Genomic DNA, 11466 nt, shown 5'->3' with positions numbered 1-11466 from the left:
ACACCTCGTACTGGCGTTGCCACTCGGCCAGTGCCCAGTTGTAGGCGAAGCGCGCCGTGCCGGCTGCGCGCGCAAGGCTGGTGGCCTGCACGTTGTTCGGGTCAAGCGCGATACGATGGGCCAGGAACATTGCGCTTCCTTAGCGGATCAGGGCTAATACCCGAAAGGAGCGCTGCGACAGCGTAGCGGCGCTGGCCTCGCTCTGTTCTCGTCGGCGCGAGCCGCCCTGCCGCTTCCCAGCGACACAGCGTGCTGGTCGAGACGCAGAATGCCTTGGCAGCAGCGCCAATGGGAACAAGTTTGCTCATATGCATATGACTACATATGTTCGAATGAGTTCCTCGCTAACTGTTAGAACCCCTCGTTGCCGATGCCAATGCTGCGGTGATTCCTGTAACCGCCTCACGCTTCCCGATAGAGGGAGCCTGGCGCGAGATAGAGCGGGCCGCCGCCGCATTCCGACAATGTGCCCATCGTATTGACCAGTGGGCACAGCTTCATCGACAGACATCCGCAGCCAATGCCCGTTCCTTCAAACTTACGTAAAACTATTTACAGCTAGCTTTACCGTTGAATTCCTGCTTCGTCGAAGCTGGTTTCACCCTGCAATTTTGCAGGGCCAGAGCCGTCTTCTCCACAGGCTGACACGGTGGAACTCACCGCCGTATGATAAGACTACGCAAGTTTGAATGAGTTCCAAGCTAACTGCTAAAACCCTCTGGGGCTCGCGCAGCAACTCGAGGCGTGCGATACGCTCGTCCAGTTCGCTCGTCCAGTTCGCTCTGCCAGGTGCTTGCCGGCTTGTCCCGGTCGCGCGGTGCCGGCGTTCGGCTATCCGGTAACGCGTTCAGGACTTTTGCGATGCTCGTCCTTTGCCGGGGCGCTCCGACGCACGATACCAGCCACGCGCGAGCCGCGGTCAACGCCTCGCTTACATTTCCTTTATGATGCGACTTCAGCAATGAGGGGAGTGATCGAATGGGTGAGGTAGGCATCGTACTGGCCATGCTGCTGGCGGTGGTGGCAAGCGGATACCTGGTGCGGATACTGCCGTTCGCGGTGCCGCTGCCACTGGTACAGATCGCGCTCGGCGCCATCATCTCGTCCACCACCGGCCATGGCGTGCGGCTCGAACCGCACATCTTCTTCCTGCTGTTCCTGCCGCCGCTCTTGTTCCTGGACGGCTGGCGCATCCCCAAGGTCGGCCTGTTCCGCGACCGCACCACCATCCTCGAACTGTCGCTCGGCCTGGTGCTGTTCACCGTGATCGGCGCCGGCTTCCTGATCCACTGGCTGATCCCGTCGCTGCCGCTGGCGGTGTCGTTCGCGCTGGCGGCGATCCTGGCGCCGACCGACCCGGTGGCGGTGTCGGCGATCGCGGCGCGGGTGCCGATCCCGCCACGCCTGATGCACATCCTCGAGGGCGAGTCGCTGCTCAACGACGCCAGCGGCCTGGTGTGCTTCCGCTTCGCGGTGGCCGCCGCCCTGACCGGCACCTTCTCGCTGGGCGACGCCACCCTGACCTTCCTGTGGGTGGCGCTGGCCGGCATCGCCATCGGCGCCGGCCTGACCGTGATCGTCAGCGGCGCCCAGCGCATCCTGGCGGCGCGCATCGGCGAGGAAACCGGTTCGCCGATCCTGGTCAACCTGCTGTTGCCGTTCGGCGCCTACCTGGCGGCCGAGCACGTGGAAGCCTCGGGCATCCTGGCCGCAGTGGCGGCCGGCATCACCATGAGCTACGTGGAGCTGAGCGGCCGCGCGCTGGCCACCACCCGGGTGCGCCGCGCCGCCGTCTGGGACACGGTGCAGTTCGCGCTCAACGGCGTGATGTTCGTGCTGCTGGGCGAGCAGCTGCCCGACATCGTGCGCGCCGCCATCAACGCGCCCGAAGTGCCGGCCGCGCACGACGTCTGGTGGCTGGCCGGCAACGCGCTGGCGATCAGCCTCGGCCTGGTGCTGCTGCGCTTCGTCTGGGTCTGGGTTTCGCTGCGCCTGACGCTGCTGAACGCGCGGCGCCAGGGCTTGGCGGTGTACAAGCCGAACCCGCGCCTGATCCTGGCCACCTCGCTGGCCGGGGTGCGCGGCGCGATCACGCTGGCCGGCGTGCTGACGCTGCCGCTGCTGCTGCCGAACGGGAATCCGTTCCCGGGGCGCGACCTGGTGATCTTCCTGGCCAGCGCGGTGATCGTGGTGTCGCTGGTGCTGGCCAGCGTCGGCCTGCCGCGCGTGCTGCGCGGCCTGGAGCTGCCGGCCGAGGCGCACCATGAGAGCGAAGAAGACAATGCGCGCCACGTGGCTGCGATGGCGGCGCTGGAAGCGATCGCCAAGGCGCCGCCGCCGCCGGCCGCGATGGGCGCCGACGCCGGCGCCGACCCGCTCGAGGCTGCCGAGCTGCAAGCCAGCGCGCTCGACCAGGTACGCAGCCTGTACCAGTACCGGCTGGACAGCGGCGTGGCGGGCGGCATCGGCCTGGGCGTCGCGCCGGCCCGGGTGCGCGCGGCCGAGGCGGCCGAGCGCCACTACCGCCTGGCCGCGCTCGAACACGAGCGCGCGGTATTGCTGCGCATGGCGCGCCACAACCAGCTGTCGGACGAGATCGCCCGCAAGCTGCTGCGCGAAATCGACCTGGTCGAGGCGCGCTACCGCTGAGCTGCAGAAGCCGGCGGGCCGCCGTGACGGTCCGCCTGCGTTACTTCGCGTACAGTGTGCGCCAACCACGGCGGGTAGGATCGGTGACAACCATCATCACCGGGTACCCGCCTCATGAGCAACGAATCCACTGCTACCGACGCCGTCCACGCCGATCCCGCCGACGCGGCGCGCGCGGCCGGCCTGCGCTACGTTCACGACGACCGGCCCGGCATCCGGCGCGAAGCCGTCAAGGACGGCTTTCGCTACCTCGACGCCAAGGGCGAACCGGTCACCGACGAGAGCACGCTGGCGCGCATCAAGCGCCTGGTGATTCCGCCGGCCTGGACGGAAGTATGGATCTGCCCGCAAGCCAACGGCCACCTGCAAGCCACCGGGCGCGATGCGCGCGGGCGCAAGCAGTATCGCTACCACGCCAAGTGGCGCGAAGCGCGCGACGAGGTCAAATACGAGCGCATGCTCAAGTTCGGCCAGGCCCTGCCCCTCATCCGTCTTGAGGTCGACCGCGCCCTGAAATTGCCCGGCCTGCCGCGCGAAAAGGTGCTGGCCACCATCGTCTACCTGCTCGAAGCGACCATGATGCGGGTCGGTAACGAAGAATACGCGCGCACCAACAAGTCCTTCGGGCTGACCACGCTACGCAACCGCCACGCCAAGGTCGACGGCAGCGACGTCGAGTTCAGCTTCCGGGGCAAGAGCGGCGTGTACCACAAGGTCAAGGTGCACGACCGCCGCCTGGCACGCATCGTGGCCCGTTCGCGCGACCTGCCGGGCCAGGAACTGTTCCAGTACGTCGACGAGGATGGCGCCACCCACAGCATCGACTCGAGCGACGTCAACGACTACCTGCGCACCATCACCGGCGAAGAGTACACGGCCAAGGATTTCCGCACCTGGTCCGGCACGGTGCTGGCGGCGCTGGCGCTGCAGGAATTCGAGAAATTCGATTCCGAGGCCCAGGCCAAGAAGAACATCGTGCGCGCCATCGAATCGGTGGCCGAAAAGCTCGGCAACACGCCGTCGATCTGCCGCAAGTGCTACGTGCACCCGGCCGTGCTGGATGCCTACCTGGAAGGCGCGGCGCTGGAAGTGCTGCGCGAGCGCACCGAGGAAAAGCTGGCCGAAGACCTGCACGCGCTGCAGCCCGAGGAAGCGGCGGTGCTGGCCATGCTGCAGCAGCGATTACGTCTGGAGCAGGAGAACGCGGCGACCGCGCCGCCTGCGAAGCGCGCGCGCAAGCCTGCCGCAAACAAAGCTGCCGGCAAAGCCGCGCCAGCGAAAAAACCGCGCAGCGCCGCCCGCGCTGCAGCCTGAAACCTATTGAAAGGAACCGTATGACTGATGCATTCAAGGATACGAACCGCCGCTGGACGCTGGAACTGGTCAAGCGCTTCGAACACCAGGTGACCGGGGTCTCGGTCTCGGAGGACAACCGCATCTTCGTCAACTTCCCGCGCTGGACCGAGGACACGGCGGTGTCGGTGGCTGAACTCAAGGCCGACGGCTCGGTGGTCGCCTATCCCGACGAGGAATGGAACGCCTGGCGCAACGCGCGCAAGGACGAACTCTCGCCCGAGGACCACTGGGTGTGCGTGCAAAGCATCGTCGCCGACGGGCGCGGCAGCCTGTGGGTGCTGGACCCGGCGGCGCCGGCCCAGGCCCACCTGGTATCGGGCGGCGCCAAGCTGGTGCAGATCGACCTGGCTTCGAACCAGCCGGTGCGCACGATCGCCTTCGACGAAGACGCGGCGCCGCAGGGCTCCTACCTGAACGACGTGCGCTTCTCGAACGACGGCAAGTACGCCTACATCACCGATTCGGGCGTGGTGGGCGCGATCCTGGTGGTCGACCTGGCGGCCGACAAAACCGTGCGCCTGCTCGACAGCCACCCATCGACCCAGATGAAGAAGGGCCTTAACGTGAAAGCCGACGGCGAAGTGTTGCGCCGCCCGGACGGCCGCGGCGTCGAGTTCTCGGCCGACGGCATCGAGCTGTCGAACGACGGCGCCTACCTGTACTGGCAGGCGATCAAGGGCGACACCCTGTACCGCATCCCGACGAAGGTGCTGATCGAACAGGGCCTGCAGGGCCAGGACGTGGGCGACGCGGTCGAGGAATACGGCATCAACGGCGTCAACGACGGCCTGATCATCCCGAAAGGCGGCAACACCATGCTGCTCACCTCCGTCCAGGACGACGCCATCAAGGCGCGCGACCTGGACGCCGGCCCGGGCGCCGAGGCGCGCGTGCTGGTGCAGGACGAGCGCCTGCGCTGGCCCGACACCTTCACCCAAGGCCCGGACGGCGCGGTGTACGTGACCTCGTCGCACATCCAGGACAGCGCCTTCTTCAAGCCGGACGCGCCGAGCGCGCTGCCGACCGAATTGTGGCGCCTGCGCGCCGAGTGATGGTCACTGTGCGCTTGCGCCCGACTGCTTGACCACCTTGCCCCACTTGGCAGATTCGCTGGCGATGAAGCCGGCGAACTGCTGCGGCGTCTCGCCCAGCGGCTCGGCGCCCTGCTCCAGCAGCTTCTTCTTCACCTCGGGGTCGGCCAGCACCTTCTGGATCGACGCGTTCAGCCGCGCGATCACCGGCGCCGGGGTCCTGGCCGGCGCCAGCAGGCCGAACCAGGACGTGGCTTCGAAACCGGGCACGCCCGATTCGGCCACCGTCGGCACGTCCGGCAGCGCCGCCGAGCGATTCGCGGTGGTCACCGCCAGCGGCCGCAGCTTGCCGGCGCGGACGTAGCCGATCGCCGACGGCATATTGTCGAACATGACGGCGGTGTGGCCGCCGATCAGGTCATTCAGGGCCGGGGCGCTGCCGCGATAGGCCACGTTCTGGACGTCGACCCCGGCCATGTGCTTGAACAGCTCGGCCGACAGGTGGATCGAGGTGCCGACGCCGGAATTGGCCACCGTCACCTTGCCCGGATTGGCCCCGGCATACGCGATCAACTCCTTCACGTTCTTGTACGGCTGCGCCGGATGCGCGACCAGCAGGTTCGGCACCAGCGCGACGCGCGAGATCGGCGCGAAATCCTTGACGTGATCGAACGGCATCCTGGCATACAGGCTGGCGTTGATGGCGTGCGTGCCGACCGTCCCCATCACCAGCGTATAGCCATCCGGCGCGGCGCGCGCCACCGCCTGGGCGCCGATATTGCCGCCGGCCCCGGCGCGGTTGTCGATCACCACCGGCTGGCCCAGGTCGCGGCTCATGCCTTGCCCGATCACGCGCGCCAGGATGTCGGTGGTGCCGCCGGCCGAGAACGGAACGATGATGGTGATCGGTTTATTCGGATACGCGCCCTGCGCCTGCGCCGCCAGCGGCGCGAGCATCAGGGCGCCGAAGGCGAGTCCGACAGCGAGGGTGGAACGACGGCGATTGACGGCGACAGCGGGAATGCATGACATGGCAAATCTCCAGAGAAGGTGAACCAATGCAGGCGGATTGCCGCCTGCGTGCAAAGACCGGACGTGCAGCGGCGATCAAGGCCGCCAGGGATGGCGCGCGATGATGGAGGGACAGGACAGAAGGAGGAGGAAGCCCTGCGCCGGCAGGGCTGTGCGGATGGCGCCGGCGGGCGGCGCAGCTTGATGCTGATGCATGGTTGTCTCCATTCCTGTTTGCCGCAGCCTGCTTCGTGGCGGCTGCGTGCCTACTTTCATCAACCTTATACCAGACAGGGGAGCGACGTCCCCTGCCCTTGCAGCAAACTTACTACAGCAAACTTACTTGAGCAAACCGGAACGCGACGGATCGGGCATGCGCCACGCCACCACGAACGAGATCGCGCACATCGCCGTCACGTACCAGTAGAAGTTCTGCTCCATGCCGCCCGACTTGAACCACAGCGCCACGTATTCGGCCGAACCGCCGAACATGGCGTTGGCCACCGCGTACGACAGGCCGACGCCCAGCGCGCGCACTTCGACCGGGAACATCTCGGCCTTGATCAAGCCGCTGATCGAAGTGTACAGGCTCACGATCGCGAGCGCCGCCATGATCAGGATGCAGGCCACGATCGGATTGCTCACGTCGCGCAGCGCGAACAGCAGCGGCGCGGTGCACAGCGTGGCCAGGCCGCCGAACCACAGCATCGAGTTGCGGCGGCCGATGCGGTCCGACAGCGCGCCGAACAGCGGCTGCATGCACATATAGGCCAGCAGCGCCACCGTCATCACGGCGCTGGCGGTCTTGGCATGGAAGCCCACGGTGTTGACCAGGTACTTCTGCATGTAGGTGGTGAAGGCGTAGAAGATCAGCGAACCGCCGGCGGTGAAGCCCAGCACCGTGATGAAGGCGCGCTTGTGCGCCAGCAGCGTCGACAGGCGGCCGGCCTGGTTGCTGGTGCGCTCGGATGCGGTGGTGGTCTCGGTCAGCGAGCGGCGCAAGTAAAGCGACACCAGCGCGGCGCAGGCGCCCAGCACGAACGGGATGCGCCAGCCCCAGGCACGGATCTCGGTTTCAGTGAGCACCTGCTGCAGCACCACCAGCACCAGCAACGCCAGCAGCTGGCCGCCGATCAGCGTCACGTACTGGAACGAGGCGAAGAAGCCGCGCCGGCCGGATTGCGCCACCTCGCTCATGTAGGTGGCGCTGGTGCCGTACTCGCCGCCCACCGACAGGCCCTGGAACAGGCGCGCCAGCAGCAGCAGCGCCGGCGCCGCGGTGCCGATCTGGGCGTAGGTCGGCAGCACCGCGATCATCAGCGAGCCGAAGCACATCATCAGCACCGAGATCAGCATCGAGTTCTTGCGGCCGTAACGGTCGGCGATGCGGCCGAACAGCCAGCCGCCGACGGGACGCATCAGGAAGCCGGCGGCGAAGATGCCGGCGGTGTTGAGCAGCTGGGTGGTCGGATTCCCGGACGGGAAGAAGGCGCTCGAGAAGTACAGCGCCAGGAAGGAATAGATGTAGAAGTCGAACCACTCGACCAGGTTGCCGGACGAGGCGCCGACGATCGCCATCACGCGCTGGCGCGAGGTCAGTTCGGCGATCGGGGACGCGCCGCCGGCCGCGCTGTCGTTCGCCGCGCCGGTGGTCGTGTGCAAGGTGCTGTTGCTGCTTGTTGCCATGAAAATGTCTCCTGCTGTTCTTCTATAAAAACGCGAACGCTAGACGCGTTCGATGATGAGGGCGATGCCCTGCCCCACGCCAACGCACATGGTGCACAGCGCAAAGCGCCCGCCGCTGCGTTCCAGCTGATACAGCGCGGTGGTGGCCAGGCGCGCGCCGCTCATGCCGAGCGGATGCCCGAGCGCGATGGCGCCGCCCTGCGGGTTGACGCGCGGGTCGTCGTCCTGCAAGCCCAGTTCGCGCAGCACCGCCAGGCCCTGCGCGGCGAATGCTTCATTCAGTTCGATCAAGTCCATCTGCGCCAGCGTCAATCCGGTCTGGCGCAGCAGCTTGTGCACCGCCGGCACCGGACCGACGCCCATCACGCGCGGCGCGACGCCGGCCGTGGCCATGCCGACGATGCGCGCGCGCGGCGTCAGGCCATGGCGCGCGGCCGCCTCGCGGCTGGCCACGACCAATGCGCAGGCGCCGTCGTTGATGCCGGACGCGTTGCCGGCGGTGACGCTGCCGTCCGCGCGCACCACGGGTTTGAGTCTGGCCAGCGCCTCGAGGCTGGTCGCGCGCGGATGTTCGTCGCGTGATACGACGATCGGTTCGCCCTTCTTTTGCGGGATCGTCACCGCCACCGTCTCGGCCTCGAACAGGCCGGCCGCCTGCGCCGCCGCCGCCTTGTTCTGGCTGGCCAGCGCGAAGCGATCCTGGTCGGCGCGGCTGATGCCGTAGTCGGCGGCGACGTTCTCCGCCGTCTCGGGCATGGTCTCGGTGCCGTACTGCGCCTGCAGCGCCGGATTGATGAAGCGCCAGCCCATGGTGGTGTCCTGCAGCTGCGCCTGGCGCGAGAACGGTGTCTCGGCCTTGCCCATCACGAACGGGGCGCGCGTCATCGACTCGACGCCGCCGGCGATGACCAGGCTCGCCTCGCCGGCCTTGATCGCACGCGCGGCGCTGCCCAGCGCATCGAGGCCCGAGCCGCACAGGCGGTTGATGGTGGTGGCGCTGGCCTCGGGCGGCAGGCCGGCCAGCAGCAGCGCCATGCGCGCCACGTTGCGGTTGTCTTCGCCGGCCTGGTTGGCGCAGCCGAGGATCACGTCGTCGAGTGCGGTCCAGTCGACATCAGCGTTACGGGCCATCAGTGCGCGCAGCGGGATCGCGCCCAGGTCGTCGGCGCGCACGTCCTTCAATGCGCCGCCGTAGCGGCCGATCGGGGTGCGGATGGCGTCGCAGATAAAAGCGTCTTGCATGGTAGTTCCAATCTTGCCGACCGCCGCCCGCGATGCGGACGGCGCATCGGTTGGGTGAAAATCAAATGGCAATCAGGGCGAAGCCGGTGATGCGTTCGAGTTCGGCGAACGACAGGCCGTCGACCATCTCGCGCACGGCCAGGCCCTGCGGCGTGACGTCGAGTACCGCCAGGTCGGTGTAGATGCGGCTGACGCAGGCGACTCCGGTCAGCGGGTAGCTGCATTGCTGGACGATCTTGCTGGCGCCGTCGCGGGTCTGGTGCTCCATCATCACGAACACGCGCTTGGCGCCGATCGCCAGGTCCATGGCGCCGCCGACCGCCGGAATCGCATCCGGCGCGCCGGTGTGCCAATTGGCCAGGTCGCCCTGTTCCGAGACCTGGAACGCGCCCAGCACGCAGATGTCGAGGTGGCCGCCGCGCATCATCGCGAACGAGTCGGCGTGATGGAAATAGCTGCCGCCGGCCAGCAGCGTCACCGGCTGCTTGCCGGCGTTGATCAGGTCTTCGTCTTCCTCGCCGGCTGCGGGCGGCGGGCCCATGCCGAGCAGGCCGTTCTCGCTGTGCAAAAAGATCTCGCGGTCCGGCGGCAGGTGGGCGCCGACCATGGTCGGCAGGCCGATGCCGAGGTTGACGTAGGCGCCTTCGGGGATGTCGCGCGCCACGCGGGCGGCGATCTGGTCGCGGGTGAGGCGGTTCATGGGTGTCCTCCTTGCAGCGCGTTGGTCTGCACCACGCGCTGCACAAAGATGCCGGGGGTGACGATGGTTTCCGGGTCCAGCTGGCCGAGGTCGACCACGTCGGACACCTGGGCGATGGTGCAGCGCGCCGCCATCGCCATGATCGGGCCGAAGTTGCGCGCCGTCTTCCGGTACACCAGGTTGCCCCAGCGGTCGCCGCGCAAGGCCTTGATCAGGGCGAAGTCGGCGTGGATCGGGGTTTCGAGCACGTAGTGGCGGCCGTCGATCAGCCGCGTCTCCTTGCCTTCGGCCAGCGCGGTGCCGTAGCCGGTCGGCGTGAAGAAGCCGCCGATGCCGGCGCCGGCGGCGCGGATGCGTTCGGCCAGGTTGCCCTGCGGGACCAGCTCGAGTTCGATCTCGCCGGCGCGGAACAAGCCGTCGAACACGTGGGAATCGCTCTGGCGCGGGAACGAGCACACGATCTTGCGCACCCGTTTTGCCTTGAGCAGCGCGGCCAGGCCGGTGTCGCCGTTGCCGGCATTGTTGTTGACGATGGTGAGCTCGCGCGCGCCGTGCCGGATCAGCGCGTCGATCAGCGCTGACGGCATGCCGGCGCTGCCGAAGCCGCCGATCAGGATCGTGGCGCCATCGTGAATATCGGCCACCGCTGCGTCGAGCGAAGGGAAAATCTTGTCGATCATTTCCGAATTCCTGTTCCGTGCCTGGGCACGGGAATGCTGGTTGTCTCTGTTATTGGCTGTTCGGCTATCGCACGAATGTTTGATGACAGAACGAATAAGCCGAGTGTAGGATTGTCGCGGCTGCCGGCGCAAGGCGGCACGCGCGAATGTGTTCGATTGGCGAACGTTTTCGTTTTGACGAAAAATAGGAAAATATGTCTCCAGAACGCCCTGTACAGACTCCTGAAGACCTGGCGGATGAGAGCGCGGCCGTCGCCAGCGACCCGAATTTCATGCTGTCGCTGGCGCGCGGCCTGCAGGTGCTGCAAGCCTTCAGCGACCAGCGCCGCAGCCTGACGATCGCCCAGCTGAGCCACCGCACCGGCATCCCGCGCGCCTCGGTGCGGCGCTGCCTGCACACGCTGATCGCGCTCGGCTATGCGGAGGCGGAAAACAACCATTTTTCGCTCAAGCCCAAGGTGCTGTCGCTCGGCTACTCGTATCTGTCGTCGACGCCGCTGACGGTGTCGGCCCACCCTTACCTGAACCGGATCAGCCGCAGCCTCAACGAATCGTGCTCGCTGGCGGTGCTGCAGGACGACGAGGTGCTGTACGTCGGCCGCTCGGCGGCGTCGCGCATCATGTCGGTCTCGCTGACCACCGGCAGCCGCCTGCCGGCGTATTGCACCGCGCTGGGCCGCGTGCTGCTGGCGCACCTGCCGCCGGCCGAGCTGGACGCCTACCTGGAGCGCGTGCCGCTCAAGGCCATGACCGAAGTTACGGTGGTCAATCCGGAGCGGCTGAAGGAGATCCTGGACGGTGTGCGCGCCGACGGCTACGCGATCCTGGAAGAAGAGCTGGAAATCGGCCTGCGCTCGATCGCGGTGCCGGTGCGCGGGGCTTCCGGCAATGTGCTGGCGGCGCTGAACATCGGCGCCCACGCGGCGCGGGTGCCTAAGCGCAAGATGCAGGACGAGTTCTTGCCGGCGTTGCTGCAGGGGGCGCAGGAATTGTCGATCCTGCTGCCTTAGCGCGTCACGCAAGCATAGTGGGTACTTGGCGCAGAAGACCAGCACCTCCACGGGGTCGATTGAGATGGTCCGGGTTTCATGGACATCCAAATAGGGGACAA

The 11466-nt window shown here is 67.1% G+C and carries 11 protein-coding genes; 4 read left to right on the top strand and 7 right to left on the bottom strand.

The annotated features are described in order from the left end of the window. Positions 1 to 130 (bottom strand): helix-turn-helix domain-containing protein (locus QPK27_RS24695; protein WP_290420816.1); only part of this gene is annotated, 130 nt, incomplete at its 3' end. After that, positions 102 to 308 carry a MerR family DNA-binding transcriptional regulator gene (locus tag QPK27_RS25565; protein ID WP_374047117.1) on the bottom strand — a complete coding sequence of 69 codons (207 nt, stop codon included), beginning with the start codon at positions 306 to 308 and terminating at the stop codon, positions 102 to 104. The genes QPK27_RS25565 and QPK27_RS24695, both read right to left, overlap by 29 nt. 670 nt (positions 309 to 978) lie before the next feature. Here QPK27_RS25565 and QPK27_RS24690 point away from each other — a divergent pair. From QPK27_RS24690 to QPK27_RS24680, 3 genes are all read left to right on the top strand, one after another. After that, the gene (locus QPK27_RS24690; RefSeq protein ID WP_290420814.1) at positions 979 to 2649 is read left to right on the top strand and encodes a Na+/H+ antiporter; all 1671 of its coding nucleotides are present in this window, start codon (positions 979 to 981) and stop codon (positions 2647 to 2649) included. Positions 2650 to 2763: 114 nt separating this feature from the next. Next, positions 2764 to 3963, top strand: a complete 1200-nt coding sequence (locus QPK27_RS24685; RefSeq protein WP_290420813.1) for a DNA topoisomerase IB — start codon at positions 2764 to 2766, stop codon at positions 3961 to 3963. A 20-nt stretch (positions 3964 to 3983) separates the two neighbouring features. Beyond that, positions 3984 to 5057: an L-dopachrome tautomerase-related protein gene (locus QPK27_RS24680; protein ID WP_290420812.1), complete on the top strand. Its 1074-nt coding sequence runs from the start codon at positions 3984 to 3986 to the stop codon at positions 5055 to 5057. Between the two features lie 3 nt (positions 5058 to 5060). Here QPK27_RS24680 and QPK27_RS24675 read toward each other — a convergent pair whose 3' ends face one another. The 5 genes from QPK27_RS24675 to QPK27_RS24655 all read right to left on the bottom strand — a co-directional run bounded on the left by QPK27_RS24675 (position 5061) and on the right by QPK27_RS24655 (position 10355). Beyond that, the gene (locus tag QPK27_RS24675) at positions 5061 to 6068 is read right to left on the bottom strand and encodes a Bug family tripartite tricarboxylate transporter substrate binding protein (RefSeq protein ID WP_374047116.1); all 1008 of its coding nucleotides are present in this window, start codon (positions 6066 to 6068) and stop codon (positions 5061 to 5063) included. Between the two features lie 318 nt (positions 6069 to 6386). Further along, complete coding sequence (locus tag QPK27_RS24670; RefSeq protein WP_290420811.1) at positions 6387 to 7733, bottom strand: MFS family transporter; 1347 nt, start codon at positions 7731 to 7733, stop codon at positions 6387 to 6389. Positions 7734 to 7772: 39 nt separating this feature from the next. Further along, the gene (gene pcaF, locus QPK27_RS24665) at positions 7773 to 8975 is read right to left on the bottom strand and encodes a 3-oxoadipyl-CoA thiolase (protein ID WP_290420810.1); all 1203 of its coding nucleotides are present in this window, start codon (positions 8973 to 8975) and stop codon (positions 7773 to 7775) included. 61 nt (positions 8976 to 9036) lie between these two features. Continuing rightward, entirely contained in the window at positions 9037 to 9675 is a 639-nt protein-coding gene (locus QPK27_RS24660) for a 3-oxoacid CoA-transferase subunit B (RefSeq protein ID WP_290420809.1), read from the bottom strand. After that, positions 9672 to 10355, bottom strand: coding sequence for a 3-oxoacid CoA-transferase subunit A (locus tag QPK27_RS24655; protein ID WP_290420808.1), 684 nt, complete (start codon positions 10353 to 10355; stop codon positions 9672 to 9674). Before QPK27_RS24655 ends, QPK27_RS24660 begins: the two co-directional genes overlap by 4 nt. Positions 10356 to 10627: 272 nt before the next feature. On the opposite strand from QPK27_RS24655, the gene QPK27_RS24650 reads away from it, so the two are divergent. After that, the gene (locus tag QPK27_RS24650) at positions 10628 to 11365 is read left to right on the top strand and encodes an IclR family transcriptional regulator C-terminal domain-containing protein (protein ID WP_374047118.1); all 738 of its coding nucleotides are present in this window, start codon (positions 10628 to 10630) and stop codon (positions 11363 to 11365) included. The last annotated feature ends 101 nt before the right edge of the window (positions 11366 to 11466 follow it).

The sequence above is a fragment of the Massilia sp. YIM B02443 genome (assembly GCF_030411955.1).
Classification (GTDB): domain Bacteria; phylum Pseudomonadota; class Gammaproteobacteria; order Burkholderiales; family Burkholderiaceae_D; genus Telluria.
The sequence above is the reverse complement of the archived record's forward strand: the minus strand, read 5'-3'. Positions and strand labels throughout refer to the sequence as shown.

Bases quoted from the DNA above. Each gene is read 5' to 3' on its own strand.
- QPK27_RS25565 (WP_374047117.1), bottom strand. From the start codon at position 308: ATGAGCAAACTTGTTCCCATTGGCGCTGCTGCCAAGGCATTCTGCGTC.
- QPK27_RS24690 (WP_290420814.1), top strand. From the start codon at position 979: ATGGGTGAGGTAGGCATCGTACTGGCCATGCTGCTGGCGGTGGTGGCA.
- QPK27_RS24685 (WP_290420813.1), top strand. From the start codon at position 2,764: ATGAGCAACGAATCCACTGCTACCGACGCCGTCCACGCCGATCCCGCC.
- QPK27_RS24680 (WP_290420812.1), top strand. From the start codon at position 3,984: ATGACTGATGCATTCAAGGATACGAACCGCCGCTGGACGCTGGAACTG.
- QPK27_RS24675 (WP_374047116.1), bottom strand. From the start codon at position 6,068: ATGTCATGCATTCCCGCTGTCGCCGTCAATCGCCGTCGTTCCACCCTC.
- QPK27_RS24670 (WP_290420811.1), bottom strand. From the start codon at position 7,733: ATGGCAACAAGCAGCAACAGCACCTTGCACACGACCACCGGCGCGGCG.
- pcaF (WP_290420810.1), bottom strand. From the start codon at position 8,975: ATGCAAGACGCTTTTATCTGCGACGCCATCCGCACCCCGATCGGCCGC.
- QPK27_RS24660 (WP_290420809.1), bottom strand. From the start codon at position 9,675: ATGAACCGCCTCACCCGCGACCAGATCGCCGCCCGCGTGGCGCGCGAC.
- QPK27_RS24655 (WP_290420808.1), bottom strand. From the start codon at position 10,355: ATGATCGACAAGATTTTCCCTTCGCTCGACGCAGCGGTGGCCGATATT.
- QPK27_RS24650 (WP_374047118.1), top strand. From the start codon at position 10,628: ATGCTGTCGCTGGCGCGCGGCCTGCAGGTGCTGCAAGCCTTCAGCGAC.